The sequence below is a fragment of the Massilia rhizosphaerae genome, from assembly GCF_016093545.1.
Classification (GTDB): domain Bacteria; phylum Pseudomonadota; class Gammaproteobacteria; order Burkholderiales; family Burkholderiaceae_D; genus Telluria; species Telluria rhizosphaerae.
Genome location: NZ_JADKYX010000002.1, coordinates 204,994 through 230,032 on the forward strand (window position 1 = coordinate 204,994; position 25,039 = coordinate 230,032).

The 25,039-nt window shown below is 61.3% G+C and carries 25 protein-coding genes; 18 read left to right on the forward strand and 7 right to left on the reverse strand.

Going from position 1 to position 25,039, the window contains the following annotated elements:
• Nucleotides 1-13: 13 nt before the first annotated feature.
• Entirely contained in the window at nucleotides 14-1,342 is a 1,329-nt protein-coding gene (locus ISF28_RS03990; RefSeq protein ID WP_229518895.1) for a KamA family radical SAM protein, read from the reverse strand.
• 372 nt (nucleotides 1,343-1,714) lie between these two features.
• Between ISF28_RS03990 and ISF28_RS03995 the strand changes: the two genes are divergently transcribed.
• Nucleotides 1,715-2,173, forward strand: coding sequence for a cache domain-containing protein (locus ISF28_RS03995; RefSeq protein WP_198115863.1), 459 nt, complete (start codon nucleotides 1,715-1,717; stop codon nucleotides 2,171-2,173).
• Between the two features lie 92 nt (nucleotides 2,174-2,265).
• Entirely contained in the window at nucleotides 2,266-3,945 is a 1,680-nt protein-coding gene (locus ISF28_RS04000) for a methyl-accepting chemotaxis protein (protein ID WP_198115864.1), read from the forward strand.
• Between the two features lie 6 nt (nucleotides 3,946-3,951).
• Here ISF28_RS04000 and ISF28_RS04005 read toward each other — a convergent pair whose 3' ends face one another.
• Complete coding sequence (locus ISF28_RS04005; protein WP_198115865.1) at nucleotides 3,952-4,521, reverse strand: DNA-3-methyladenine glycosylase; 570 nt, start codon at nucleotides 4,519-4,521, stop codon at nucleotides 3,952-3,954.
• A 145-nt stretch (nucleotides 4,522-4,666) separates the two neighbouring features.
• Here ISF28_RS04005 and ISF28_RS04010 point away from each other — a divergent pair, with 145 nt between their 5' ends.
• Both ISF28_RS04010 and ISF28_RS04015 read left to right on the forward strand, forming a co-directional pair.
• On the forward strand, nucleotides 4,667-5,539 hold the full coding sequence (locus ISF28_RS04010) for an HDOD domain-containing protein (RefSeq protein ID WP_198115866.1): 873 nt from the start codon (nucleotides 4,667-4,669) through the stop codon (nucleotides 5,537-5,539).
• A 95-nt stretch (nucleotides 5,540-5,634) separates the two neighbouring features.
• Entirely contained in the window at nucleotides 5,635-6,816 is a 1,182-nt protein-coding gene (locus tag ISF28_RS04015) for a tetratricopeptide repeat protein (protein WP_198115867.1), read from the forward strand.
• A gap of 11 nt (nucleotides 6,817-6,827) precedes the next feature.
• Here ISF28_RS04015 and infA read toward each other — a convergent pair whose 3' ends face one another.
• Complete coding sequence (gene infA / locus ISF28_RS04020; RefSeq protein ID WP_198116169.1) at nucleotides 6,828-7,094, reverse strand: translation initiation factor IF-1; 267 nt, start codon at nucleotides 7,092-7,094, stop codon at nucleotides 6,828-6,830.
• Between the two features lie 248 nt (nucleotides 7,095-7,342).
• On the opposite strand from infA, the gene ISF28_RS04025 reads away from it, so the two are divergent.
• From ISF28_RS04025 to ISF28_RS04045, 5 genes are all read left to right on the forward strand, one after another.
• Nucleotides 7,343-7,618 (forward strand): type II toxin-antitoxin system CcdA family antitoxin, encoded by a 276-nt coding sequence (locus ISF28_RS04025; RefSeq protein WP_198115868.1) that lies wholly within the window; start codon nucleotides 7,343-7,345, stop codon nucleotides 7,616-7,618.
• The gene (locus ISF28_RS04030; RefSeq protein ID WP_198115869.1) at nucleotides 7,618-7,935 is read left to right on the forward strand and encodes a CcdB family protein; all 318 of its coding nucleotides are present in this window, start codon (nucleotides 7,618-7,620) and stop codon (nucleotides 7,933-7,935) included. Before ISF28_RS04025 ends, ISF28_RS04030 begins: the two co-directional genes overlap by 1 nt.
• A gap of 125 nt (nucleotides 7,936-8,060) precedes the next feature.
• Nucleotides 8,061-8,534: a hypothetical protein gene (locus ISF28_RS04035; protein WP_198115870.1), complete on the forward strand. Its 474-nt coding sequence runs from the start codon at nucleotides 8,061-8,063 to the stop codon at nucleotides 8,532-8,534.
• Between the two features lie 242 nt (nucleotides 8,535-8,776).
• Entirely contained in the window at nucleotides 8,777-11,758 is a 2,982-nt protein-coding gene (locus tag ISF28_RS04040; RefSeq protein WP_229518867.1) for an EAL domain-containing protein, read from the forward strand.
• Nucleotides 11,759-11,813: 55 nt separating this feature from the next.
• Nucleotides 11,814-12,305, forward strand: coding sequence for an RICIN domain-containing protein (locus ISF28_RS04045; protein WP_198115871.1), 492 nt, complete (start codon nucleotides 11,814-11,816; stop codon nucleotides 12,303-12,305).
• Between the two features lie 6 nt (nucleotides 12,306-12,311).
• On the opposite strand, the gene ISF28_RS04050 is transcribed toward ISF28_RS04045, so the two are convergent.
• Nucleotides 12,312-12,689, reverse strand: a complete 378-nt coding sequence (locus ISF28_RS04050; RefSeq protein ID WP_370663392.1) for a DNA-deoxyinosine glycosylase — start codon at nucleotides 12,687-12,689, stop codon at nucleotides 12,312-12,314.
• 457 nt (nucleotides 12,690-13,146) lie between these two features.
• Between ISF28_RS04050 and ISF28_RS04055 the strand changes: the two genes are divergently transcribed.
• Genes ISF28_RS04055 through ISF28_RS04065 form a run of 3 tightly spaced genes read left to right on the forward strand, consistent with a single transcriptional unit; the run spans nucleotide 13,147 to nucleotide 14,602 of the window.
• Entirely contained in the window at nucleotides 13,147-13,641 is a 495-nt protein-coding gene (locus tag ISF28_RS04055) for an Hcp family type VI secretion system effector (RefSeq protein WP_198115872.1), read from the forward strand.
• Between the two features lie 9 nt (nucleotides 13,642-13,650).
• Complete coding sequence (locus ISF28_RS04060) at nucleotides 13,651-14,034, forward strand: hypothetical protein (protein WP_198115873.1); 384 nt, start codon at nucleotides 13,651-13,653, stop codon at nucleotides 14,032-14,034.
• A complete protein-coding gene (locus tag ISF28_RS04065) occupies nucleotides 14,015-14,602 on the forward strand; it encodes a hypothetical protein (RefSeq protein WP_198115874.1) in 588 nt (195 codons plus the stop codon). Before ISF28_RS04060 ends, ISF28_RS04065 begins: the two co-directional genes overlap by 20 nt.
• 9 nt (nucleotides 14,603-14,611) lie before the next feature.
• Here ISF28_RS04065 and ISF28_RS04070 read toward each other — a convergent pair whose 3' ends face one another.
• Nucleotides 14,612-15,145, reverse strand: coding sequence for a DNA-deoxyinosine glycosylase (locus ISF28_RS04070; RefSeq protein ID WP_198115875.1), 534 nt, complete (start codon nucleotides 15,143-15,145; stop codon nucleotides 14,612-14,614).
• Nucleotides 15,146-15,259: 114 nt separating this feature from the next.
• Between ISF28_RS04070 and ISF28_RS04075 the strand changes: the two genes are divergently transcribed.
• From ISF28_RS04075 to ISF28_RS31385, 6 genes are read left to right on the forward strand one after another with little or no spacing between them, the layout of a single operon-like run.
• Nucleotides 15,260-16,660, forward strand: coding sequence for a tyrosine-type recombinase/integrase (locus ISF28_RS04075; protein WP_198115876.1), 1,401 nt, complete (start codon nucleotides 15,260-15,262; stop codon nucleotides 16,658-16,660).
• On the forward strand, nucleotides 16,653-18,629 hold the full coding sequence (locus ISF28_RS04080; protein WP_198115877.1) for a site-specific integrase: 1,977 nt from the start codon (nucleotides 16,653-16,655) through the stop codon (nucleotides 18,627-18,629). The genes ISF28_RS04075 and ISF28_RS04080 overlap by 8 nt, the downstream gene beginning before the upstream one ends.
• 5 nt (nucleotides 18,630-18,634) lie before the next feature.
• Nucleotides 18,635-20,818, forward strand: coding sequence for a hypothetical protein (locus ISF28_RS04085; protein WP_198115878.1), 2,184 nt, complete (start codon nucleotides 18,635-18,637; stop codon nucleotides 20,816-20,818).
• Between the two features lie 10 nt (nucleotides 20,819-20,828).
• Complete coding sequence (locus ISF28_RS04090) at nucleotides 20,829-21,362, forward strand: hypothetical protein (protein ID WP_198115879.1); 534 nt, start codon at nucleotides 20,829-20,831, stop codon at nucleotides 21,360-21,362.
• Between the two features lie 2 nt (nucleotides 21,363-21,364).
• Nucleotides 21,365-21,862 (forward strand): hypothetical protein, encoded by a 498-nt coding sequence (locus tag ISF28_RS04095; protein ID WP_198115880.1) that lies wholly within the window; start codon nucleotides 21,365-21,367, stop codon nucleotides 21,860-21,862.
• Nucleotides 21,862-24,159, forward strand: coding sequence for an AAA family ATPase (locus ISF28_RS31385; protein WP_198115881.1), 2,298 nt, complete (start codon nucleotides 21,862-21,864; stop codon nucleotides 24,157-24,159). The genes ISF28_RS04095 and ISF28_RS31385 overlap by 1 nt, the downstream gene beginning before the upstream one ends.
• 25 nt (nucleotides 24,160-24,184) lie before the next feature.
• Here the strand turns inward: ISF28_RS31385 and ISF28_RS31360 are convergent, their stop codons facing one another.
• Together ISF28_RS31360 and ISF28_RS31365 are read right to left on the reverse strand one after the other, a co-directional pair.
• Entirely contained in the window at nucleotides 24,185-24,550 is a 366-nt protein-coding gene (locus ISF28_RS31360) for a recombinase family protein (RefSeq protein WP_441295200.1), read from the reverse strand.
• Nucleotides 24,505-24,774, reverse strand: coding sequence for a recombinase family protein (locus ISF28_RS31365; protein WP_441295201.1), 270 nt, complete (start codon nucleotides 24,772-24,774; stop codon nucleotides 24,505-24,507). Before ISF28_RS31365 ends, ISF28_RS31360 begins: the two co-directional genes overlap by 46 nt.
• Nucleotides 24,775-25,039: the final 265 nt, after the last annotated feature.

The following is a 25,039-nucleotide window of genomic DNA, read 5'->3' on the forward strand; positions in this document are numbered from 1 at the left end:
CGCCTCCTGCGGGTCAGGCCGCGTCGGGTTGGCTGTCGCTGGCGCGCTGGTCGTGGGTGCGCGCCGGCTGGATCGGGATCACGCGGCCCGCCGCGGCAAAGGCCTCGTGGTCGTCCTCCCCGCCCTCGAAGAAGAATTTCTTGCGGCCGAACGCGGGTTTCAGGTGATCGAGCCAGGTGGCGTCGGGATCGTATTTCGCGAAGAACGGCCGGCGCACCCAGTCCGGATTGCGCGCCTGCAGGAACTGCAGCGCGAACAGCTTCTCGCCGTTGATCGTGACCACGCCGTCGATCACGACCTTGCCCGGGAACGCGCTCATCGACGGCCCGCGCACGGTGCGCGACAGGCCCGACACCATGCTGTACGCGGCCTGGAAGATCTCGTGTGCGCGGGCCAGCGGCAGCGCGAAATAATCGCGCGGGCCCGTGTCGCGCTCGACGAACATGTAGTACGGGATCGCGCCCAGGCGCACGCCCGTCGTCCACAACTCGGCCCAGCTGTTCGGGTCTTCGTTGATGTGGCGGATCAGCGGCCCCTGCATGCGCAAGGTGGCGCCGGTGCCGACGATGCGCTTGACGGCCTGCTGGGCCACCGGCTGGCGCAGCTCGACGGCGTGGTTGTAATGCCCCATCAGCGCGAGGTTCTTGCCCGCCTTGACGACTTTTTCGAACAGGCGCATCAGGTCGTCGCTGTCCTTGTCCGACACGTAGCGCTGCGGCCAGTACGCGACCGACTTGGTGCCGATGCGGATGTTCTGGATGTGCGCCAGTTCCGGCGCCAGCAGCGGTTCGATGAACTCGGTGAGCGAACGCGTATTCATGATCATCGGATCGCCGCCGGTGATCAGGACGTCGGTCACGTCCGGATGCGTGGCCAGGTAGGACACGAGCTCCGTGCATTCGCGCGCGTCGAACTTCATCTCTTCCATGCCGACGAACTGCGGCCAGCGGAAACAGAACGTGCAGTAGGCATGGCAGGTCTGGCCCGCGCTGGGGAAGAACAGCACGGTTTCCTTGTACTTGTGCTGCAGGCCCTTGACCGGCGCGTCGTTCACGCGCGGCACGTTGTGCGTCATCTGGCCGGCCGGATGCGGATTCATGCGCATGCGGATGTCGTGCACGAGCTTCGCGGTCGCGGCCTCGTCCTTTTTGTACAGCACCAGGTCGCGCAGCTGCTCGTATTCGCGCGCGGGCAGCATGTCGCGATGGGGGAAGGTCAGGCGATAAATCGGATCGTCAGGAATGTTGTTCCAATCAATCAGTTGATCCAGGACATATTCGTTCACGCGGAACGGCAGGACATGGGAGACCACCTGCACCGCTTCCTGCAGGTCGGGGCTCATCCATTGCCATTGGCGGGCACTCTGGATCGACTGGCGGGTATAAGGCTTGAACTTGGCGGGCGTCGCGGCTGAGGTCACGGGAGTTCTCCTGAGGGAAGTGGTTAGTGACAGCAAAAGGTGACACATGGAAATAATTGCCGACAGGAACCGATAGTAGGCGGCCGCCATTGTCATCAAGTTGCCGCGAGTCAAGTTGAAGTGCCGTTTATCACGCATTTCCACATCCCCTGCGAAAAATCAGGGCCGCGCTCGCGGACCGACATCGGAGATCGCTTGCGTTAGCACAACAGTACGGCTGAGGCTGGGGCGTAGAGTACGAAATGCAAATAGGCAACATTTAGACCTATCACTTTTCCCCCGAAAGGACATCCTATGAAACTGACTGCAACCGTCGTCGCCGCCGCACTGACCGTGTCCTGCGCCGGCGCGCTGGCCGCCGAACCGACCGAGAAAGACGCCATCGCCATGGCCGAGCGCGGCGCGGCGATGATCAAGACGAAAGGCCGGGAAGAAGTCATGAAGCGCATCACGGCCAAGGATCCGGAATTCGTCCAGGGTGCGCTGTATATCGACATGCGCGACGTCAAGACCGGCATCGTGCTGGCCCATCCGTACAACCAGTCGATCGTCGGCAAGGACCTGACCGACGTCCCGGATGCCAACGGCAAGAAGTACCGCCGCGAGATCATCGAACTGGCCGCCGCCAAGGGCAAGGGCTGGGTCGACTACCAGTACAAGAATCCGACCAACGGCAAGATCGAACCGAAGACGACGTACATCCTGCTCGTCGACGGCGTCGTGCTGGAGGCCGGGCTGTACAAGAAAAAATAGGTCGCCTCCGACCTGCCCGCGGGCGGCATGCCCGTATCACTCGAACGCGGGCGGCTCGCTTCCCGCGTTCGTCCCGTCGAGCGGAGCGCAACATGCTGAAAAAACTGAGGATCGGTCCCAAGCTGCTGCTGGCGCCCGGCATGGTGCTGGTGCTGCTGTTGATGCTGTCCGGCGCCGCCTGGTACGGGATGGTGCGCCAGAACGCGTCGCTGGAAAACATCGTGCAGGTCCGCGCCGCGCGCCTGAAAAGCGTGGCCGACGTGGCGGGCGACGCCAAGTATGTCCACGCCAACGCCTACCAGCTGCTGGCCTGGATCAACGGCAGCTTCGCCAAGAGCCGGCTCGACGCGCTGATCGCCGACATCGGCAAGCGGCAAGCGGCCGTGCAGTCGCAATTGCAGGCGTTGGCGCGCACGACCGACGGCGCCGAACGCAAGCCGGTCGAAGCGTCGCTGGCGGCACTGGCGGCCTACCGCAAGGCCGTGCAGGACACGATCGAGATGGCGCAGGTCGACCAGTCGATCGCCACCAACTCGATGCAGACGGCGGAAAAGCAGTTCATGGTGCTGAACCAGCAACTGGCCCAGCTGGCGACGCTGGAAAAGACACTCAGCGAACAGGCCTACGCCGCCGCGCGCGCCGAGTTCCACAGCCTGGGCACGTGGATGGCGGTGCTGGTGCTGCTGTCGATCGCCGTCTCGATGGCCGTGACGATGGTCGTGCGCCGCGCCATGTTGCGCGACATCGGCGCCATCTCGTCCGTCATGGGCGAGCTGGCCGAAGGCCGCCTGTGCGCCAGCGCCCACAACGACGGCCGCGACGAGATCGCCGACATGGCGCGCGCCCTCGACCAGACCATCTCGAACCTGAACACCACGCTGCGCAGCGTGCTCGATTCGGTGCGCTCGATCGACACGGCGTCGCAGGAAATCGCCACCGGCAACCTGGACCTGTCGACCCGCACCGAGCTGCAGGCCGGCTCGCTGCAGCAGACGGCGAGCGCGATGGAGACGCTGACCCAGGCCGTCAAGGGCAATGCCGACAACGCCCGCCTGGCGACGGAGCTCGCGGCCGAGGCGGCCCGGCTGGCGTCCGGCGGCGGCCAGGCCGTCGACCGCGCCGTGGCCACGATGGAATCGATCCGCGCCAGCTCGCGCAAGATCGTCGAGATCACCGGCGTCATCGACGGCATCTCGTTCCAGACCAACCTGCTGGCGCTGAACGCCGCGGTGGAAGCGGCGCGCGCCGGCGAACAGGGACGCGGCTTCGCCGTCGTCGCCAGCGAAGTGCGCACGCTGGCCCAGCGCTCCGCGTCGGCCGCCAAGGAAATCAAGGCGCTCATCGCCGATTCCGTGGCAATCATCGACAACGGCAGCGCGTCCGTCAACGAGGCCGGATCCAGCATGGGCAGCGTGGTCGCGTCCGTGCGGCAGGTGAACGACATCATCAACCGCATCAGCGCGGCCAGCACCGAGCAGGCGGACGGCATCGCGGAGGTCAATCGCGCGGTCGGGCAGATGGACGACATGACGCAGCAGAACGCCGCCCTCGTCGAACAGGCCGCGGCGGCGGCGGCCAGCCTGCACGAGCAGACCGTCAACCTGGCGCGCGCGGTGGCCATCTTCCGCATCGAGGATAGCCAGGACGAGGCGGCGGACGCCATCGACCGGCGCGCGCCGGACAGCCCGATGCGCGGCCGCCCCGCGCTCGCGCACCAGCCGGTCCGGGACGAGGAAGACACGCCCCGGCCGCGCCGGGCCGCCAACGGCTGACGCGTTTCAGCGGAACGGCTTGCTGACCCAGCGCGAGCCGGCCAGGCCGAAGCGCCAGGGCACGTCGACGGCCTTGGAAATCCCGATGCGCGGTCCGCTGACCACGTCGATCCCGTCCGGCGCCGGCGCCAGCGCGAACGGCGCCGCGGCGAGCGATTGCCCGTTCAGGGCGCGCGTCACCCCGAGCGCCTGGCACAGCTTGCCGGGCCCGGAACACAGCAGCCAGTGGTCGCGCGTGCCGCGCCGCTCGCACATCGTGTCGAGCCCCGTCATGGGTTCGAGCGCGCGGATCAGGACCCCGGCGCCGTGCCCCTCTTCCCGGCAGACGAAGTTGAGGCACCAGTGGATGCCGTAGGAGCGGTAGACATAGGCGTGGGCCGGCGGTCCGAACATCGCGACGTTGCGGTCGGTCGGGCCGGAATAGCTGTGCGATGCGGGATCTTCGCCGTCATACGCTTCCGTCTCGACGATGCGCCCGCCGACCCCGTCGACGAGCACCGTGACACCGATCAGCTGGCGCGCCACCACGTGCGAAGGCGCGCAAAAATCGATACCGGCAAGAATGGTTGAAGACATGGAGCAATTCTATATTGTTAAGATTTGACAGGTCGCACTGTCGGTTTCGCTACACAAAAGCAATACTTTGCTGCAACTTCAACGACACTGGTTTATAGTGATAAACTTCGCATGGATTGCCATGCAGCATCATCCGTTTCCAGTCATGAGTACAGCAGCTGCCCTGGCGCGTTCGAGCGCCGTCGCCGAAGATCCCGTCGATGCCCTCATCAAGTCGATCCGGATCCCGCCCCGCCCCAGCCTGCTCGCGGACCTGCAGCGGGAGCTGGCGTCGTCCGATCCGAGCCCGGCCGAGATCGCACGCATCGTCGCCAGCGACGTCGGCATGTCGGGCGCGCTGCTGAAACTCGCCAATTCGTCCATCTTCGGCGGCCGCCGCAAGGCCAAGTCGATCGAGCAGGCGATCCTGTTCCTGGGCATCAACCAGGTCGCGGCCCTGATGACGGGGCTGCTGGCACGCCAGGCGATTCCGGCGAACAGCGCCGCGCTGGCCAACTTCTGGGAAATGTCGAGCCGGCGCGCCGAAGCGATGGTCTTCCTGTCGCGCCGCCTGCGCATCGGCGAGGCCGACGTGGCGCACACCTTCGGCCTGTTCTGCGACACGGGCGTGCCGCTGCTGATGGACCGCTTCGCCGACTACGAAACCACCTACGCGTCTGCCTCGCTGGAAACGGAACGTCCGTTCACTGCGCTGGAAGACGAGCGCCACAGCACGAGCCACACGGCCATCGGCACCCTGCTGGCGCGCAACTGGGGGCTGTCGGAAGACGTGGCCTGGTCCATCCTCCACCATCACGATTACGCGGTCCTGGACGACGCCGACTCGACGCCGACGGTGCGCTCGCTCGTGGCCCTGTCGCTGCTGGCCGAAAGCGCGATCCGCAAATACCAGGGCGACGCCGAATCGCTCGAATGGAACAAGGGCGGCGCGCGGGCGACGGCCTATCTCGGCCTCTCGGACGAGGAAACGGCCGAGCTGCTCGACGAACTGCACGAGGCCTTCCACGCCGACCGGTAGCGGGTCCGAGAGCGTGTCTTTACTTCCGCCCGGGACCGGCAGATACTTCGATTCATAAGACCGATAATCGACGAATCGCCGGCCGAGGAGGAGATATGAAACGCCTGGCGTCCCTATTGATCGTAATACCCCTGCTGCTGGCCGGCTGCGCCGGCATCGCACCGCAGCATCCCGCCCCGCCGCCGCTGTTCGCCGACGCCTCCTTCAAGCCGCCGTCCGAGCCCATCGGCGCGCAAAACCTGTTCACGCTGAGCCCCGCCATGCGGGCCTACATCCACAGTCCCGCGTTCGAAGCGCATTTGCGCAACAAGGGCCTGGAGCGCGGCCTGATCGACGCGCTGTACAGCAAGACGGACCTGAGGCTCGAATACGATTCCAGCCGCACCCGCACGGCCGCGGAAACCTATGCGGCGCGCGCCGGCAACTGCCTGTCGCTCGTCGTCATGACGGCCGCCTTCGCGCGCGAACTGGGCATGACGGTGCACTTCCGCAGCGTCATGGCGGACGAAACGTGGAGCCGCGACGGCGGCATCTATCTCGTCGCTTCCCACGTCAACATCGCCCTCGGCCACCGCCGGGCCAGCAGCCTGCTGTACGACGAAACGTCCGAGCACGAACTGGTCGTCGACTTCCTGCCGCCGCCGGACGCGAGCCGCCTGCGCAGCCGCCAGCTGGAAGAAGAAGACATCGTCGCGCTCTACCTCAACAACCGCGCCGCCGAATCCCTCGTGCAGGGCAAGATCGACGACGCCTACTGGTGGGCGCGCGCCGCGGTGGCGACCAATCCGCCGAACGCGATCGCCTACAACACGCTGGGCGTGATCTACCAGCGCCACGGCGACCTGGTCATGGCCGAGCGGGCGCTGCGCACCGCGCTCGAACGCGAACCGGAAAGCATCGTCGTGATGCAGAACCTGGGCCCATTACTGGCGGCGACGGGCCGCAAAGCCGAAGCGGCCGAGATGGCGCGGCGCGTGGCCAGCGTCGAACCGGTGCCGCCGTTCCAGTACTTCGACAAGGGCATGGTCGCGCTCAAGCAGGGCGATAACGACACCGCGCGCAAGCTGTTCGAGCGCGAGGTCAAGCGCGCGCCCTACTACGACGAATTCCACTTCTGGCTGGCGGTGGCGCTGCTGCGCCTGGGCGAGGCGAAGGCCGCGCGCGACCAGCTCGCGCAGGCGATCGACACCAGCACGAAGTCCGACACGCGCCAGCTGTACTCAGCCAAGCTGGCGCACCTGCGGCGCCAGAGCGCGAACAGCGTGCAGTTGTACTGAAGCCGCGCCAATCAACGGCGGCGCTGGCGCGCGGCCGACGGCGCGGGCATGCCGCGGGTTTCGAGGTGGCGGAACACGATGCGGCCCTTGTTCAAGTCATACGGCGACATCTCCAGCGTGACGCGGTCGCCGGCGATGATGCGGATGTGGTTCTTCTTCATCCTGCCCGACGTGTAGGCGACCAGCTGGTGGCCGTTCTCGAGGTCCACCCGGAAACGCAATTCCGGCAACACTTCCGTGACCTTGCCATTCATTTCGATCAGCTCTTCTTTCATGATTTTCCTTTCGATATAGTCCCGTCCCTTCCGATGGCACGCGCTCTTGACGACGAAAACGCCATCGCAGCGTCATCCTCGGGACGCTGGTCACGCATTGCCTGCTGGGGTAGGAAAAGGCGGCGCCGGCTTGGATCGTGGCGCCTTGGGGGATGGGAGCGATATGGGGACGTTGCTGCGAAAAAAAAGGGGGAAACATAACGCTGCGGTCGCATCTGGAGTACAATCCACATCGAAAACCAACATCCCTCATGCGCATCGAACCCACCATGAAACTTATACATTCCTCACCCTCAGAGAAGGTTGCGAGCAAGAAAGCGACCAACATCAGCCTGGCCATGGATGTCTACTTGGATGCCAAAAACTTTGGCATCAATATTTCCCAGCTCTGCGAACAGACGCTGCGCGAAGAAATCCAGAAACGCAAGGAGCAGCAGTGGAATGAGCAACATGCCGGCTTCCTTGCCGCCTACAACGACCAGGTCGAGGCCGAAGGCGTGGCATTGCAGGAATGGCGTGCGTTCTGATGGCACGTTTCGACATCTACGAGAATCCGGGCAAGAACAAGGCGAATATCCCTTATCTGATCGAGGTGCAGAGCAACGTGATCAGTGGGCTTGCGACGAGAGTCGTCATACCGCTGCGCCATCTGGCCGGCTTTTCGAACCTGACCGTACCGTCGGACCTTTTTCCGCTCATCGCCATCGATGGGAAAGACTATCTTCTCGATACGCCACAGCTGGGTGCCATTCCATCGGGTGAACTCAAGGTCAAAATCGGTTCCGCACAAGACTATCGGTTCGAAATCCAGGGTGCGCTGGACAGATTGTTCGGGTCCTATTAATCGCTGCTCCGAACTGTTCGGCGAGCTTGCCCGACGCCTGCCATCGCGTGCGTAGCGATCTCGTGTGCTTCGATACACTGACTTGCCCATCCGGGAACCTTTCACTTGCCCAGGAGCCAGTCAACATGACCATTCGCACCCTGCTCTCTTCCGCCCTGATCGGCGCCGTCGCCAGCGCCCGATCGATGACACCCATGGCTTCCATCGCGGCGGCACGCCTCGCCCACCGTCGCACGACGGGAGAGCTGATCCTCCTGGATCGGCCGCTGTTCAAGTTCGGTGCGCTGGCGCTGGGCGCTGGGGAACTACTCGGCGACAAGATGAAATCAGCCCCCGACCGCACCGTCTTCCTGGGACTGCTGGCGCGCGTGATGAGCGCGGGGATCGCCGGCGCCGCGTTGGCGCCGCGGGGCCGCGAAGGGGCCGGCGCCGCGGTCGCGGTCGCAACCGCCGTGCCGCTCGCCTATGGCACCCTTGCCGTCCGCAAGCAGGCCATGGCCCGCATCGGCCAGACCCGTAGCGGCCTGATCGAAGATGCGTTAATCGTCGCCGCCGGTGCCGCGGTGGTGGCGCTGGCGACGAGACCGGCGCGCATCTAGCGGGAACACGGCCGATGCAGTGCCACCTCGGCGCCTCGTCTGCAGGGCTTCATGGCTGCGCGCGCAACCATGCGCAAAGAATGTTGCTACGACTCCATAGCTTGGATTATTTCCCAATATCCATGCTAAGCTTGCATTCAAAAAAGATCGGTCCAATGGACAATCGATAGTCACGCCGCAACGAACGCGGCACCGACACGTAGCCGAGGCATGGCGTGCGGGAGGGGAAATCAATGGGCCTGATGGATTCCATCATGCCGGGAAGCGTCGTGCGGCGCCGGCTCATGCTGGCTGTTGCGCTGCTCGTGTGTGCGTTGCATGCCGAAGCCAAGACCCTGCGGGTCGTTACCGACAACAACTATCCCCCTTTTCTGTTCCTGGACAAGAACGGGCGCCCCGAGGGTTATGTCGTCGACCTCTGGCACCTGTGGGAACAAAAGACGGGAGTCCATGTCGACCTCCAGCCCATGCAGTGGAGTAACGCGCTGCAGAAAATGCACGACGGCCAGGCCGACGTGATCGACATGATTTTCCGCACGCCGGGGCGCGAATCCACCTACGATTTCTCCAAGCCGTACGACGTGCAGACGGTCGGCATCTATGTCGATACGTCGATTTCCGGCATCCACGACGTCCAGTCGATGAACGGTTTCGTGGTCGGCGTACAGCGTGGCGATGCCTGTGCCGAACAGTTGGCCATGCACGGCATCACGAACCAGGCCGCCTACCCGAGCTACGCCGGCATCCTGAACGCAGTCCGTGCCGGCGACATCAAGATCTTTTGCATGGACGACAGTCCGGCGAACTACTATCTCTATCTCTACCGCGACCAGAAACAGTTCGCCAAGGCCTTCACTTTGTATTTGGGGGAGTTTCGCTGGGCCGTCGCCAAGGGCGACAAGGCGACGTTCGATCTCGTCGAACAAGGCATGGCCCGCATCACGCCGGCCGAGCGCCAGGCGCTGCGGCGCAAGTGGTTCAACCAGCCGATCCAGTTCCGGCCCTACCTGCGCATCCTCGCGTTCGTCATCCTCGGCGCGCTGGCGGCGCTGGCCGCCACCCTGACGTGGATCCGGTCCCTGCGCCGCGCCGTCCATGCGCGCACCGCCGAGATCGAGCACAAGAACGCGCAACTGGAGCAGGCCACCCGCGCGCTCATGGTCGAGCAGGCCCAACTCCGCACGCTCGTCGAAAACAGCCCGGATGCCATGGTGCTGAAAGACAGGAACAACGTGTATGTCCACTGCAATGCCGGCGCCCAGGCCCTGCTCGGCAGGCCGGACGACAGCATCATCGGGCGCACCGACGACGATCTGTTCGTGGACAAGGCATTCGTCACGTTCATCAAGGAAAGCGACGGGGAAGTCCTGCGCACGGGCCAGACGCACAGGTACGAGGAAACGTTCGCCGCGCCGGATGGCGCCCCGCGCGACCTGGAAGTGATCAAGGTGCCGGTCCGCGCGGACGACGGCGAGATCGCGGGTGTCCTTGCCGTCGCGCGCGACATCACCGAGCGCCGCCGCGCCGAACGCGAACTGCGCATCGCCTCGGTCGCCTTCGAAAGCCAGGACGGCATGCTGATCACCGACGCCCAGGGCAACATCGAACGCGTGAACGCCGCATTCACCCGCATCAGCGGCTACGCCGCTCTCGACACCATCGGCCAGAATCCGCGGCTCCTGCGCTCCGGCCTGCACGAGAACGATTTTTACCGGGCCATGTGGTCGACGCTGACGACGGCCGGATACTGGACCGGCGAGGTGATCAACCGGCGCCGCGACGGCAGCCTGTACACGGCACGGCTCTCGATCACGGCGGTCCCGGACGCGCAGGGCCGGACGATCCACTATGTCGGCAACCTGCAGGACATCACGGCGCAAAAACAGGCCTATGCCCTTGCCGAGCACCTGAGGATGTTCGATCACCTGACCGACCTGCCGAACCGCGTCCTGCTCGCGGACCGCATGGCCCGTGCCATGGCCGGTGCCGGCGTCGCCCAGGAGTTCGGCGCCGTCATGATGGTGAACCTCGACCACTTCCAGAAGCTGAACGACTCCCTTGGCCATGCCGTGGGCGACCAGTTGCTCGTGGAAGTGGCGCGGCGCATCCATTCGATCAAGCGCGAGGACGACACGCTGGGCCGGTTCAGCGCCGACAGCTTCGTGCTGCTGGCCGAACGCCTGGGCACGGACCGGAACACGGCGGCGGCCCGCGCGCTCCTCACCGCCGACGCCATCAGGGAGGCGATCGCCGAGCCGATGGCGCTCGACGGCCACAGGCTGGCCTGCACCGGCTCGCTCGGCGTCACGCTGTTCCGCGACGGCGCGAACGGTCCCGATGCCTTGCTGTGCCAGGCCGAGCTGGCCATGTACAAGAGCAAGCAAAGCGGACGCAATACGGTGCGTCTGTTCCAGGACGAGATGCAGTCCGAGCTCGACGACCGCAACTGGCTCGAGAAAGCGCTGCGCGACGCCCTGCGCGACGACGCGCTGACGCTGCACTACCAGGTCCAGGTCGATGCCCGCGAGCGTCCGATCGGCGCCGAGGCGCTGCTGCGCTGGACGCACCCCGAGCGCGGCGCCCTCCCGCCCGCGGCGTTCATTCCGCTGGCCGAGGAGACCGGATTGATCGAACCGATCGGGCGCTGGGTGCTGGCCACGGCCTGCCGCCAACTCGCCGCATGGGCGTCCCACGACACCCTGCGCGGCCTGACGCTCGCCGTGAACATCAGCGCGCGCCAATTCGAGTCCGCCGACTTCGTCGACGACGTCCTGGCCGAAGTCAGGCGCACGGGAGCGCCCGTGGACAAGCTGAAGCTCGAGGTCACGGAAAGCCTGGCGTTCGGCGACCTCGAAGCGTCGATCCGCAAGCTGCAGGTCCTCAGGGCCAACGGCTTCGGCATCTCGCTCGACGACTTCGGCACCGGCAATTCCTCGCTCAACTATCTGACGAAGCTGCCGCTCACGCAGCTCAAGATCGACAAGTCGTTCGTCGACGAATTGCCCGCCAGCCACCGTGACGCGATGGTGGCGCAGACGATCATCGCGATGGGACGGGGCCTGGGCCTGGACGTGATCGCCGAAGGCGTGGAGACGGCCGCGCAACGCGATTTCCTCATCACGCAAGGATGCCATTCGTTCCAGGGCTACCTGTTCGGCCGGCCGCTGCCGGTGCGCGAATTCGAGGAGAAAGTGAAGGCCGCACTGGTTGCGGTCGAGGCATAGCACCAATCCGCCCATCCGTACCCATTTATCCACCAAAAGAAGAGACGAGAAGACAATGCGATTCCTGATTCCCCTCCTGCTCGCTGTCGTTTCCCAGGGGGCCAGCGCCAGCCCGCCCAGCGTGACCCTGCACACGGACTTTACGGGGCGCACCAATTGCCTCGACATCGTCAATGCAGGCGACCATGACCAGCTGCGCATGGCCCGTTGCGGTCGTTACTCCGGCCAGATGTGGGAGCTTGCGCCGGACGAAGGGAACAGCTTCGTGCGCCTGCGGACGCGCTTTACGGGCGCGGACATGTGCCTGGACGTCGTCAACGACGGCACCAACGACCAGGTGCACATGGCGTCCTGCGCCAACGTGACGGGCCAGCTGTGGCACATGGATCAGACGGGCCCCGGCCCGGGCCTGCGTTTGTGGAACCAGTTCACGGGCCCGGGGAAATGCCTGGACATCGTCAATGATGGCAGCGGACGCGTGCAGCTTGCGGCATGCGGCAATTACTCCGGCCAATATTGGAGCAAGCGCACCGGCGCGCGTGGTTGAGCGCCGTTATGCCACGAGTTGCTGCCACACCGCCAATTTCTGCTCGAACGTCAGCGCCACGTGCGCCGGCGACGATGACGGCAGCACGACGGTCCGATATCCCTGCGCCGCGAACTGCGGCGCGAACTTGCCCGACGTCTGCCCGTTGAACCCAACCGTCTCGAGTTCGGGACACAAGCGGTGCAGGCGCTCGAAGTCATTGGCCGCCGGATTGCGGATCGCGGAATCGAGACTGCCTTCGCGCTCGCACGCGACCAGCACGTCCCACAGGCCGAAGCGGTGTGCCAGCAACAGCGGGAGCCGCTCCACGTACGGCAGCGAGTACAGGTTCTCGCCGATCAATACGCCGACCAGCTTCCAGAACTGATTGATGTTATGGTCAATTTGACACTGTAGCGATGTGTCTGTACCTATTGGAACTGCTTCTCTTCGTAGAAAATTGCGTCGAGCATCGCCGCTCGAGCGTGCCAACCGGCTTTGATATTGAAAAAGTCGCAGGTTGACTTCGACCAAATGCTACCGATCATCTCTGCGTAAAAATGCCCCTTTGGCCACCGACGACTCCAGGGAAGCAACACCATGAACGAGCGAGTGCCACTGCGTGGCTGGATCGAGCGCGACAGTATCGAGCGTCCCCCCTGCCGCTGGCACGCCACAACAGGTGGCTAAGGCCCTCTCCGCCCACGGGAAGCCAACGTCAGCAATTTTTGCCCAGCGTGGTATCTCGGCCACCGTGGCGCTGAAAGTGCTCACCAAGCGGAACCGCAGCAGGGCAGAACGTCGCCGGCAGATAAGCCCCGCCAAATAGCTTTTCCAATTCATCCCAACTGGAGAAAATAAAATGGCAATCGACGTGCACCTGCAAATCGACGGCATCAAGGGCGAGTCCCAGGACGACCAGCATAAGGACTGGATCGAGGTGACGGGTGTCCACTGGGGTATTCATCAACCCCGCAGCGCCACGGCTTCGACTGGAGGCGGCCACACCGCGGAACGTGTGGAGATGTCCGACATCGCCTTCTCCAAGCTGGCCGACTTGTCCAGCCCGATTCTCGCCCAGACCTGCGCGATGGGCAAAACAATTCCGAAAGCCAAACTTGAGTTTATTCGTGCTGACGGCAATGGCGTGCGCGTGAAGTACTTCGAGGTCGAGATGGAGAACGTCCTGATCGGGATGGTCAAGCCGCACCTGGGCGGGGACGAGTCTTACCTCACCGAGAACGTCAACCTGAAGTATTCAAAGATCAAATGGAAGTACACCCAACAGAAAATTGGCGGGGGCAGCGGTGGAAATACTGCTGGCGGCTGGGACTTGGCGGCCAATAAGATCGCGTGAGGTGCCGCGATGCCTGTCGATCTTGATAAATTCGCGAAGCACCTTTACGACAACGCCCTGCCTAAATACGGACGAAGAAAGTGCGCCGAGTATGTACGAAAGGCACTGCAGGCGGGAGGGGCAAAAATCCTGCCGCCCTACCCGCCAAGAGGCAGGGACTTTGGCCCGACGCTGGAAATGCTGGGCTTCCACAAAATCAGCGTCACCGACCCTGCTCACTTTCATTTCATGAAGGGCGATGTGATGGTCATGGAACCTCACAAGGGCAGCACGGCGGGACACGTGGCAGGATATGACGGAAAGAATTGGATTTCCGACTTCGTCCAGAACGATTTTTGGGCTGGGCCAGACTATCGCAGGGAGAAACCACACTATGCCGTCTACCGCTATTAAGCGCGCAGTCCTGGCGGCCGTCGTCATGCTTGCGTGTACTGTCGCATCGGCCGACGACAAGCCCCCACGATACGTGATCGAGCCAGCCCTCGGCCTGCGATTGGATGCTGGCGTTAAGTTGGATCCGCTGCCCGAAGACGTAAGCATTCTGTGCTCGCACGATTCCGAAAAGTGGATTTATCACGAATGGGTTTTTGCCCGTGCGAACGACGCTGCAACGACTTATTATGTGGCTTCTGGATATGCGAAGCGTCGCAACCCAAAGTCAGGTCAGTCTCTATACGAACCGATCGTACGCGGCGGCCTGTATGCCGTGACAGGAAATAAGTGCGTGGACGACCCAGCAGACGAGTCGTTTGAGGCGCGAGACTTCGACCAAACACCCCTTCCGATCTTGCAGCAGCTCGCCCGTGATCTTGCGACACGGCTCGTTCGAGCGGTGGGTGGCCCGGATAAACTGCGGGCTGAAATCAAGAGTCAACGCATCGACTTCGACAAGCTTTCGCCGGAGCTGCAGGAGGCGTTCAAACCGTACTTTGGGCAGGACGCTACATCAAGCCGAAGATAGACGGTGGCATCAAAACAAAATCGATTGTCCGTCGCCCGCGCTTACCGGTTCCGGGTCCTCGACCAATCGCCGCCACACCGCCAGCTTCTGCTCGAACGTCAGCGCCATATGCGCCGGCGAACTCGACGGCAGCACCACGGTACGATAACCATGCTGCGCAAACTGCGGCGCGAACTTGCCCGACGTCTGACCGTTGAAGCCGACGGTTTCCAATTCCGGACACAGCCGATGCAGCCGCTCGAAATCATTCGCCGCGGGCTTGCGGATGCTTGAGTCGAGACTGCCTTCGCGCTCGCACGCGGCCAGCACGTCCCACAAACCGAAGCGGTGCGCCAGCAAGCGTGGAAGCCGTTCCGCGTAAGGCAGCGCGTACAGATCCTCGCCGATCAATGCGCCGACCAGCTTCCAGAACTGGTTCCGCGGATTTATGAGCGATGAAAAGTGTTCAGCTCCTCTTGTTCCCTCCTCTGCAACTTTTCTTTCTTTCTCGACCGGAAGGGGTGCACTGTCCCACCTTAGTGTCATTCCTTTGACAGTCGTCATAGATTGATATCATCAACATGAACCTTTGTTCACCAAGTCACTCGGAGCGTATATACAGAGCGCCTCCTGCTATCGGACGCGTTCATCTGCGTTGCTGGGAGCGTCGGGGGCAAAATGATCACTCTGTGGAAGGCTGATGAACTACCGAAAGAAGATCTGCTCTCTAAATTCGCCTTGCCTGAAGGCTTTCCGTTCGTAGTGGTGGAAAGCGACAAGAGCATCGAGATCCAAGAGCATGTTCTGCTGTATCTCCATGATAAATTCGTCAAGGGCAAAGGGCGCCGGCGCTGGAAAGAAAAATACAAAAATACATCTGAGGCGTACGCCTATGACCTGCGTGATTGGTTCGCTTTCCTTGAGGTCTGTGAAAACGAAAGTATCGAGAGCGGTAAGGTAGGTAAAGCGTGGGACGCCGCCACAGAAGACGACTACATTGACTACGCAGACGCGCTTCAGGACGCGGTGAGTCCTCGTACCAGGCGCCCCTTGGCTGATGCCACGATCCGCCGCCGCCAAAGCACCGTTGGGAATTTCTATAAAGACGCCCAAACGCGGGGCTGGTATGTCGGCTCGTTCTTGAAAACCCAAATCAAAAAAGGACGCACCAGACCAGCCGACAGGGACGCCATGGTGCACTTGCGTGCTGGCCGCGAAACCACGCGCGAGGTTTTCCCTTATGCGGAAGAAATTGGCGAGACCGGAGTCGTCCATCCCCTTAGTAGCGCGGAATGGCGCGCAATTCAGCGCGAACTGGGGCCGCTGCCAAGCGAGCGGGAAGAAAACCTTGGCCCGTCCCGCGACCGGCTTGCCTGCGAATTCTCGTTGACTACCGGCTTGCGGGTCGATGAAGTGGCCAACCTCACGGTGCATCAGATCCTCAAGCTCGATGCGGATTACACGCTCTCCAGTGAGGAGGACAGGGAGAATGGCTACCTCAAGTTGTATATCACCAAGACAAAAAGACTCAAGCCTCGCAACGTCTTGGTGCCGTGCTACCTCATTCCAGAGTTGGTCCGCTACATTGACGGAGAACGCGCTGCGGCTGTTTCAGCAGGCAGAGCTTATTCAGCCAAGCTCGGCAAAAAATACAGGGAGCCGGGTTCCCTCTTCGTGAACCACGCCTACCCCTTGCAACATGCGGGGAATGCCATACAGCCAGCGTCCCTTTCCCACGCCTTCCGCCAGGCATGCAAAGCCGCCGGTGTGATGAAAACTGTGCAGGAAATTCATGTCGTGGAGGACGACGAGGGGAACGAGACAGAAGTGAGCGTGCTTCGTCGCGCCGCAGCACATTGCTACCACGATTTGCGTCACACCTTCGCGGTGACGAAGTATTTCGATGAAGTGGAGAACAAGAACTCCGAGCCATGGATGCTAATTAAAGAATTGCTGGGCCACGCCAGCGTGGAAACCACCCGAGATATTTATCTGAAGGTAGTGACGGTCGAGGAAAAAGCGCGGGCCGGCAAGGTCTCCTATCGAGCCAAACAACGTGCTGGAGGTAACGATGAATAGCCGCCGCGGCTCTAATGCGTACAAGGCAAAAAGCCGGACCAAGCGAGAAGGCGCCACCTCGCTGGACCAAGCCCGTCGTTACCGCTTGGTGCGCAGCGCGGGCAGCATAGTGCTGATGTGCCCCAAAGAGGGAGATAAAGGAGAGGCCGCGGTTGATCTCTCGTACCTGCTGGCATTCCCTCATCTGACCGAGCCGTTTACGCAAGCTGTCCAAGGGATTTGCAAGCGCAAGGCTTCCACGTACGCGACTTGTTTTAAGAAGGGGCGCGAACTGGAATTCGGATTCTTCGCCTTCCTGGAAGAAAAAGCTCTTAATAATATAAGGCTCGAGCAGCTGACAACATCCCACATCGAGGGGTTTAAAAGCTGGCTTGACCAAGCGGATAAGACAGGATTGGCCATATACGCGCTCCAAACCCGTCAACATCGGATGAGCCACCTTCGCCAAGTGACGGAATACCTGAAACAATCCGGCAAGTGGGCTCCGCAGCTTGCTTCGGACTTGAGCGTACGGCCGGGCATGTGGGCTGGTCAAGGGCGAGGTCGCAAGCCCACACCGATCATTCAGGAAGAGGATTATCGGAAAATCTACCAGGCCTGCAAAAAGGAAATCATCGAGATCACCGGGCGCGTGAACGCAATGCGCGCGGCCCTGCAGGCAAATCTGCATCATTCAGCGGCATTGTCGCCGGAGCCGGCTGAGAAAACGGTCTATGGTAAAGGCGTAGCTCGCAACTTACGCAACCCATATAACGATCTCGGCGTACTGCTCGCCACGCTGCACCGTCGCTATCCCCGGCAAATTCTTACCCAAGAATGGCTCAAATCGATAAACGATCGGTCTTTGGCTGAGGCAGCAATACGACGAGGAGGGACTAGCGCCATTAGTGCCTGCTTCTACCCATCGGTAAGGGATTTGGTGCCGGTTGTATTAATGATGGCCATCCACTTGGATTACAACAAGGCGACCTTGATGGGTAGTAAGGTGAGCGATTACCGTATCGTTACCGGAAAATTGGGAAGGCCGGAATTTCTTGCAAGTGCGTCCCTTATAGAAGAGGAGGATGCTGCAGACAGCGTCGAGGAAAAGGAGGGCGAGAAACTGTTCATGGGTGCGCCGATAAAGAAACGCGCCCGTTATCGACCCCAGGAGAGAATCCTACCTGTAGAGGATGCACCCGACAACCCTGCCTTCCTGTGGCAATTCCTAGTGGAATGGACGAGCTGGTTCCGGCCGACGTCGGCCCCAGAGTGGCAAGACAGGCTGTTCTTGTACGTGACCGGCTCTACCTCTCCAAATAAAAGGATGCAGGGCTTCGACGGCACGACCAATCCCGGAGGCGACTTCAACTTCGATTATGCGTACAAAGCGTTCTTCCGGGAGCATGGGCTTACATACTATACCTTCCGGCAGTTCCGCCCCACAGGGCTGGATATCGTGGACGTCGAGTTTGGCGGCGACATACGGGCCAAGCAGGCCGCCGCGGGCCATGCAGAAGTGCAGACCACTTACCAGAGCTATACCACCGATGCGCAGATGCAACGGGGTGATGAAGCCCTCGCACAAGTGTCCGCCACGCGAGAGCGCTTTCGAAAGACGCAGGGTAAGTCGGACCCGCGCCGCAAGCCGGTGGGCGCAGATATGGGCGCCGCCACTCCGGGCTGGACCTGTCCCGACCCGTATGACAGCCCGTTGTACGAGAAGGATAGATTGTGCGGTGGTTATGGACGTTGCCCCGCCTGCCCACTCGGAAGCATGAACCCCAACGACTGTTACTCTGCCGCGCAAGCGTTTAATCTGCTCGATGCTATCGACAAGGCGGGGGAGACCATGGCTCCCACTGCCTGGCTTGAGCGATACGGGCCGTCCAGAAAAGACCTGATCGGATTCTGGCTCCCGCAGATTCCCGACCACGTACTGGAGCAGGTCAGGCAAATGAAACTCCCACCCTTGCCGCCATTGGAGTAAGCCTCATGAGTAAAGCACGGCGAAAGATATTGCAGTGTGAGCATACAACCGAAGCACTAATCAGCGACATTTGCGAAGGCATGCCGGCCTATCCTACCGAAGGCCGTCGCGATCCCTGGGTATCGTCAACCAGCCGCTGGCAGGATAGCAGATGGTTGCTAGACAATCCTACGCCTGGAAGCACACCTTGTAGGTCAGTGATTGTATGGGACTTGCTCTTCGAGGATGGCACCAGTTCGTTAGATGCCTGCCATGCCGACTTGCTTGAACAATTTCGGCGACTTGCCTGGTCGCTCTTCGTCGACCCCCGTGCTGGCAAGGCGCTCAAGCCTGGTAGTGCTGGACCTTTAGCCGCTGGAATTCGTGCGTTGCTCCATTGGATGGTGAAAAACCGCTATGCCAACATGAGTGAGCTCGATGACGCGGCCTCACAGCGCTACCTGGACGACTGCCAGGCGCGGCTAGAGGGAGTGGCGCAGGAAGCTTCGTTGGAAGACCTGCTTGATGAGAACGAACTAGAAGCTATCGATACAACAGATCGAGAGGACAATAAAGAAACCTCGCAGGACACGGATACATCTCTGCAAGTGTCGGTGGCATGGGTCCTGCACCGGTTGGTAGTCTGGCGTTATATGTGGGACCAGCGTGCGGCCATGCGTGCCGCCGGGGTCGAGCCACTACCCCAAGAGCCGTTCGGCGGACGAAAAGCCGGCCGCTTGGCCAACGAGATGGCGACAAAGGCCGGTCGAAAAATACCGCCGTTTCCCGATGAAGTGGCGGTCGCTATCATGAACGCCGCGCATGCGTATATGGAAACAGCCGCCCCCGATGTTCTGCGCATGGTTGAAGACATGCTGGCATTGCGGGACACCTATAAAACATCTGCGACTGTCTCCAGGCACATGAAGAAATGGGAATTTTCGGTGCCTCCAGGAAGCGACCAGCCGTGGCATTCGCCGTTGGCCAAGGTGCGGTCGCCTCCAGAAACCTTGCGGCTGCTCGCCGACGACTTATCTCGAGCCTGCTCCATCATCCTGCAATCCGAGACAGGCATGCGCGCCAACGAGTTGTGCAGCCTCCCAGCAGGCATCGACCCCGAAACCGGCTTGCCTGCCTGCATTGAGATGCGGCTCTCTAAGTCAGGCATGCTTGAGCTGTTTTACTTGAAAGGCACGCTCTCAAAAACGCGCCCTACGCCGGAATCGGCAACCTGGCTGTTGGCAGCGAGACCACGCGGCTTGGATGTGCTGCCCAACTCGGTGCGCGCAGTGGAAGTGATCCAAAGACTGCTGCAACCCTTTCGCGACATGTGTGACGGGAAAGTGCGGGAAACCCTGTTCGTGGCGTTTAATGCAAGCGAGGGCTTCCCTATGGATGGCCAAATAATATCGGCTCTAACCAATGAAATAATGCTGAACTGGCAGAAGAGATTCGTTGCCGCTCATGTCGACTGGGCCACTGTCAAGACGACTCCAGATACGCAAAAGTACATTGACAGCAAGGGCGAGTGCCTGCAAACGCACCAATGGCGCAAAACTTACGCGCAGTTCGTATTCCAAGTGAACCCGAAACTGCTGCCTGCCATCGCGCGGCAGTTCAAGCACCTGAGCATTGCTATGACCGAAGGGGCCTACATCAATACGAATGATGCGCTGTTGAAAGATGTTGCAGAACATAACCTGTACCGAACTACAGACAGGCTACTGGAGTTCGCACGCGGAACAGCCCCCAGGATGGAAGGCCGCTTGGCCAGATTGCTCGAAAAATACCAGGACGAGTTAGGCACCATCATCAAAGCCAAGAACGACACCGAGGCTAGGCAAGCCATGCTTGCCTGGTGCTCGCAACGCAACCTGAAGTTGTTCTTCCATGGCTATGGCGGTTGTATCCCTGGTCTGGCGCCGACGGAAGCGGAGTGCCATAAGCGGGCGCAGACGGTGCACTGGGCTAACACGGCCCCGAACTATGCCACCCGCGAGCCCAGTGTTTGCACCGGGTGCTTCCTGTTCATGGTGGGGCCGGAATCAGTGGAGTTCTGGCGCGATCGTTACGTATCAAACAGCACCGCCTACTTGCAGGCCAAGGCGCAGGGCAAAGCGGACGACTTCAGGGTGACCAAGGAGCGTGCGGCACAGTCAGCGACCTATCTCAAGTACCTGGACGTGCCGTTGCCGGAAATCGTGCTGTAAGGAGAATGTGATGCGGGGTAAGCGCAAAGATTTGCCCGCGACCTATGAGGGCATGGAGAAACGGTTTCTTGACGCGATTGCTCGACTGAAGGAAGGCAAGCCCCTGTGTCCAGAATTACAGAAGAAAGCCAAGGCGGGCAAGCTGCGCGTCGACGACGTGAGTGCTGTCGCGCTGGAAGCCGGTGGCCCGGATGAAAAGGGGGTATGGCGAGGGCTATCGCGCACACTGATCGGTCACGACAACTGCCGCTATCCCAAGGTACGGGGAGAAATCCGAAAAGCCAAAGAAGGAGAGCCGGGCGAATATGACCTGAAGAACATCAACAGTAAGCTACGTGAGAAAAACAGGCAACTGCAAAAGACGAATAAGCAGCTTCTGTCCACCTGCGCGGCGATGCGCGTGCGCATGAACAAGCTTGAAAGTGCGGTCAAGGAGAGAATTGAAAAACTGCAGCGTGAACAGAATCGCGGTAGCCGTCCCGTGCATCAAGCACCTAGTCTGGTCGTCGATAACGTTCGTTCCGAACAGCATGACGAGGAGTGATCATGGCCAAGCCAAAACCGGTAGATGTGATCATGAGCGCTCTAGAGCCCTTCCTGGACGAATTGAGCGATCAGTGGGACTCGCAACCTGAAAGCCAGCGCCGTCCTACTTTGCCACAGACCATTGATGGCAAGGTGAACGTCACGGAGATTGTGCGATTACTTCAGCGAAGAAACCCGGCAATCAAAATGAACTATGTGCAGTACTTCCACCGCAAGACGCCACAAGGGGCCTCCAACGGCTTGGCTACCTTGGTCAATATCATCGCGGAGCTGCAGGGATTGAAACCCATCGGCGCGCGTGCTGTGGATGCAGAAGCCTTTGACAGGCTGACCGCGCGGCTGGAAAGCGTGCAGGCGCAAGCGAACAAGAAGACGCAAGCAGCAGTTGATCGGGAATATCTCATTGCGCAGTTACGGCAAGAAAACGATTCGCTTAGGGCGCAGCTGCGCATGATCGAAGAAACCGGGATGCCGATGCGGATGAGGGAGGTGCGCTGATGGCAGCTGTGGGCGAAGTCGTGCCCTTGCTGGCCCAACCTAAGGCGGATGGCCATACTCGCCAATCCATGGACGTGGAAGTCGGAACCATCGTCTCACAAAGGGACTTCGGCACGATCTTCGCCGTTGAAGGCGGAAACGGACGCTCCTTCAAAGTGCTGGTCCCAGGCAAGGCCATGAGCGCGGCGCCTTGGTCTCCATCCGGTCCTATGGCAGGCGAAACTTGGCACGTGGCGGGGCACTTCACCTCATCGGCCAAATGGGGCAGGCAGTTCCATGCTGATGTCGCATACAGGAAGCTACCCAACGGCGACGGCGTGCGCCGCTTCCTGGCCCAGCATGTGCCGGGCATTGGCGATGAGCGGGCCAAGCGCTTGTGGGAGCGGTTTGGAGCCGACTTGCCTCGCACGCTCAAAAACGACACGTACCTTCCAGTGATAGCCGAAGTGCTGGGCGGCAGCCGTCCACGCCTGGGAGCGCGCCTTGCGGTTGCCGCCATGCAGGCGTGGAAGGAGGCTGAGGCCGAAATTAACCTTATTGAATGGCTCATGCTGCAGGGTATCGTCGACATGGGCGTAGCGCGTCGAATCCACCGTTTGTTGGGCCCCGGGGCGGTACAAGCCCTGCAGTCCAATCCCTGGATGCTAATCCCGCACATGAGCTGGAGTAAGGTTGACGAAATTGGCAAAAGGATGCTGGCCCAAGCCCGCGTCGCCGAGCGGACGCAGGACGTCAGGCGGCTTACAGGCGCGGTGGATGCGGCCGTCAAGTCTGCGCTGGAGGATGGCCATACCGCCATGGAGCAAGGCTGGTTGGTCAAGCGGCTGAGCAAACTGCTGGGTGTGACGGCAGAGTCCCCCCTTGTTCACAAGGCGTTGAAGGCTGGAAGGGAAAACCAGGCGATAGTAGCGGGAGCAAACGCTGTGTGGCGATCGCCCGGCGCAGCGCTGATGGAGGACGCAGTAAAAGCGCGCCTGGAGGCGATGGCCGCTCCGGTTGGTGTCTTACCTCTGCCCATTCCTAGTGAAGCGCTCCTGGAGCGTTTACTCGCTTCTGTCGAGGTGCCTGAAGTCACCCTGCATCCTGAGCAGCGCGAAGCCGTCCGCCACATCCTGCGCCATCCGCTCAGTTGCCTTCAGGGTGTGGGGGGCACGGGTAAGACTTTCACCATCCGTACCACTTGTGATGCCTTCGAGAAGATGGGTGGTAAGGTCGTTATGGCAGCAGTGGCTGGCAAGGCTGCATTGCGACTGTCGCTCGCCACTGGCAGAAAGGCGCTATCCCTATTTCGCACTTTGGGCGAGCTGGAAGAGCGCGGACATATCGAACAGTCGCTACTCGAAGATAGCGATGATTCGGAGATGCTGCGCTCACGGCTTGAGGAGCTGGTTTCGATAGATGAAAAAACCCTGGTCGTCATCGACGAGGCTTCTATGGTTGGCCTTCCCTCCTTCCATGCGCTGCTGCGCTACATGCCTGAAGGTGCCCGATTACTGCTCGTTGGTGATGGCGGCCAGTTGCCACCAGTGGAATTCGGTTTGGTGTTCCATAAATTGGTGAAAGACCCCGCTCTGACTTACACGCTCATTCATGTGCATCGACAGGCAAAGGAAACTGGCATTCCGGACGCCGGCGCGAAGGTACGGGGCGGACAACTCCCCGACTTCATCCCTTACCAAGGGCGAACGAAGGGCGTATCGCTGGTTCCCGCAGATCCGAGCAAACTGGCATCAACCGTCGAGGAGATCGCGCTGGACTTGGGCGGCTACCAGAACGGGGTAATGATCGTCACCCCAACCAAGAGCCGCGATGCCGGTGTGAGAGAGTTAAACGCCAACTTGCACCTCAGGTTCGTCAGCGGCGGCAATGTGCCGTGTGTGCATGGGTTTCGCCAAGAGTCTTTCAGCGTAGGCGAGCCTGTCATGTTCTTGCGTAACGACTACAAGAGAGGACTGTTCAATGGCTTGCTTGGCCAGGTCGAGGCGCTTACGGAACAAGGGGGGCTAAAGGTGAAGTTCGACGGGCAACCGCAATCCGAGGAACTGATTGCTGCAGATCTCCTGGACCTGACTCCTGCTTACGCCATTACCTGTCACAAGATGCAGGGAAGCCAGGCGCCAGTGGTCGTGGTGCCGTTGTACAAAACTGGTCTGCTCGACCCCTCATGGATCTATACGGCCATCTCGCGCGCAGTAGAACAATGCGTGTTCGTGGGGCCGGTAGAAGTGCTGAAAGTAGGCCTAAGCCAACCATGTGTGGCAGACCAGCGTCTTGTAGGCTTTGAGTGGTCTCGATAGTCGAAGCGCAGCGTTGCCAGCCACTTCATGCGTCACTTGATGCTCGCAGTGCAGCAGCTGCACCGTCAGATGTTGCCTCTTCGGCGTATTTGTAGAAGGTGCTGCGGCTGATGTTGAGTGCTTGGCAGATCTCACCGGGGGAGCGGTTTGTCGCAGCCAGCGCGCGGATCGCGGTGATCGTCGACGCCGGCATGGCAGGCCGGCCGCCAGCGCGGCCACGCGCGCGAGCCGCGACCAGGCCGGCCTGTGTGCGCTCGACGATCAGACGCCGTTCAAACTGCGCGATCGCGCCGAAGACATAGAACACCAACTCGCTGGCGGCAGTGCTGGTGTCGATTCGCTCCGTCAGGCTTTCGAACCCAATATCGGCAGCCTCCAGCCTGCCCGCCATCGTGGCGAGTTCGCCGAGCGATCGCCCGAGGCGATCGAGGCGCTACACGACCAGGACATCGCCGCGCCGCGCGAACTCGATGGCCGCAGCGAGGCCGGCCGATTGGCCCTCGCCCCGCTCGCCTTGTCGGTGAACAGTCGCTCGCAGCCGGCCCAGTCGAGGGCGTCGCGCTGGAGGTCGAGGTTTTGGTCGTCCGAGGATACGCGGGCGTAGCCGATTTTCATGAAGTGTCCGTTTAGTCGTGTTGATTGCCGTTATACGGACGCTGATTTACGGACGAGAAAAAGACAGAATCCGATGGCGGTACCCAGCGCCGTCTCGCCAGCCTAGGTAGTGTCCGCAAAAGGAACGTTTAAAAGACGCGTTCCAAGTCGAGAGGTCGATGTTTTGCGACGCTCGACGCGGGGCTTGGCTAATGGGCGGGAGTATGCCGCTGTGGTACCGGCCGGGAAACCGCGGCAACTGGCAGAGGCAGGAAAGAGTTTTCCT

Excerpts from the sequence above, each read along its gene's own strand:
- ISF28_RS04035 (WP_198115870.1), top strand. The coding sequence starts at position 8,061 with ATGACCATTCGCACCCTGCTCTCTTCCGCCCTGATCGGCGCCGTCGCC.
- ISF28_RS04095 (WP_198115880.1), top strand. The coding sequence starts at position 21,365 with ATGGCCAAGCCAAAACCGGTAGATGTGATCATGAGCGCTCTAGAGCCC.
- ISF28_RS04045 (WP_198115871.1), top strand. The coding sequence starts at position 11,814 with ATGCGATTCCTGATTCCCCTCCTGCTCGCTGTCGTTTCCCAGGGGGCC.
- ISF28_RS04010 (WP_198115866.1), top strand. The coding sequence starts at position 4,667 with ATGAGTACAGCAGCTGCCCTGGCGCGTTCGAGCGCCGTCGCCGAAGAT.
- ISF28_RS04000 (WP_198115864.1), top strand. The coding sequence starts at position 2,266 with ATGCTGAAAAAACTGAGGATCGGTCCCAAGCTGCTGCTGGCGCCCGGC.
- ISF28_RS04055 (WP_198115872.1), top strand. The coding sequence starts at position 13,147 with ATGGCAATCGACGTGCACCTGCAAATCGACGGCATCAAGGGCGAGTCC.
- ISF28_RS31365 (WP_441295201.1), bottom strand. The coding sequence starts at position 24,774 with ATGAAAATCGGCTACGCCCGCGTATCCTCGGACGACCAAAACCTCGAC.
- ISF28_RS04065 (WP_198115874.1), top strand. The coding sequence starts at position 14,015 with ATGCCGTCTACCGCTATTAAGCGCGCAGTCCTGGCGGCCGTCGTCATG.
- ISF28_RS04025 (WP_198115868.1), top strand. The coding sequence starts at position 7,343 with ATGCGCATCGAACCCACCATGAAACTTATACATTCCTCACCCTCAGAG.
- ISF28_RS31360 (WP_441295200.1), bottom strand. The coding sequence starts at position 24,550 with ATGGCGGGCAGGCTGGAGGCTGCCGATATTGGGTTCGAAAGCCTGACG.
- ISF28_RS04015 (WP_198115867.1), top strand. The coding sequence starts at position 5,635 with ATGAAACGCCTGGCGTCCCTATTGATCGTAATACCCCTGCTGCTGGCC.
- ISF28_RS03990 (WP_229518895.1), bottom strand. The coding sequence starts at position 1,342 with ATGAGCCCCGACCTGCAGGAAGCGGTGCAGGTGGTCTCCCATGTCCTG.
- ISF28_RS04070 (WP_198115875.1), bottom strand. The coding sequence starts at position 15,145 with ATGACGACTGTCAAAGGAATGACACTAAGGTGGGACAGTGCACCCCTT.
- ISF28_RS31385 (WP_198115881.1), top strand. The coding sequence starts at position 21,862 with ATGGCAGCTGTGGGCGAAGTCGTGCCCTTGCTGGCCCAACCTAAGGCG.
- ISF28_RS04030 (WP_198115869.1), top strand. The coding sequence starts at position 7,618 with ATGGCACGTTTCGACATCTACGAGAATCCGGGCAAGAACAAGGCGAAT.
- ISF28_RS04075 (WP_198115876.1), top strand. The coding sequence starts at position 15,260 with ATGATCACTCTGTGGAAGGCTGATGAACTACCGAAAGAAGATCTGCTC.
- ISF28_RS04090 (WP_198115879.1), top strand. The coding sequence starts at position 20,829 with ATGCGGGGTAAGCGCAAAGATTTGCCCGCGACCTATGAGGGCATGGAG.
- ISF28_RS04005 (WP_198115865.1), bottom strand. The coding sequence starts at position 4,521 with ATGTCTTCAACCATTCTTGCCGGTATCGATTTTTGCGCGCCTTCGCAC.
- ISF28_RS04080 (WP_198115877.1), top strand. The coding sequence starts at position 16,653 with ATGAATAGCCGCCGCGGCTCTAATGCGTACAAGGCAAAAAGCCGGACC.
- ISF28_RS04040 (WP_229518867.1), top strand. The coding sequence starts at position 8,777 with ATGGATTCCATCATGCCGGGAAGCGTCGTGCGGCGCCGGCTCATGCTG.
- ISF28_RS04060 (WP_198115873.1), top strand. The coding sequence starts at position 13,651 with ATGCCTGTCGATCTTGATAAATTCGCGAAGCACCTTTACGACAACGCC.
- ISF28_RS03995 (WP_198115863.1), top strand. The coding sequence starts at position 1,715 with ATGAAACTGACTGCAACCGTCGTCGCCGCCGCACTGACCGTGTCCTGC.
- ISF28_RS04085 (WP_198115878.1), top strand. The coding sequence starts at position 18,635 with ATGAGTAAAGCACGGCGAAAGATATTGCAGTGTGAGCATACAACCGAA.